The organism is Massilia mucilaginosa, from assembly GCF_011682145.1.
GTDB classification, from domain to species: Bacteria; Pseudomonadota; Gammaproteobacteria; order Burkholderiales; family Burkholderiaceae_D; genus Telluria_A; species Telluria_A mucilaginosa.
Genome location: NZ_WHJH01000337.1, coordinates 1 through 293 on the forward strand (window position 1 = coordinate 1; position 293 = coordinate 293).

The 293-nt window shown below is 56.7% G+C and carries 1 protein-coding gene; it reads left to right on the forward strand.

The window, feature by feature from the left end:
• Positions 1-59: 59 nt before the first annotated feature.
• On the forward strand, positions 60-293 hold a 234-nt coding region (locus F2P45_RS35095; protein ID WP_166882759.1), incomplete at its 3' end, for a hypothetical protein.

The following is a 293-nucleotide window of genomic DNA, read 5'->3' on the forward strand; positions in this document are numbered from 1 at the left end:
GTCGGCGCCAAAAAGTTAAAATGTGCGACGGCCGAGCTGGAGGACCGGCCGAAACCCGCATGAACAGGGCGTTTGCGCGCGTTGGACTACGATTGCACGTCGGACCAAGTGCGTTCGGCAATGCGCTGGGCAGTAGCTTGGTGGCGGGCCGGAACAACGATTCGAACGAGTCTCGCCTGAAGGCCATCGGTGACGATATCAAAAATGGTCAACGTTTTGCAGATGCCAGTCTCGATCAGAGTTCACGCCTGTTCAATCCAGATAGCGATGGCGATATTCGCAGTGATTGGGGC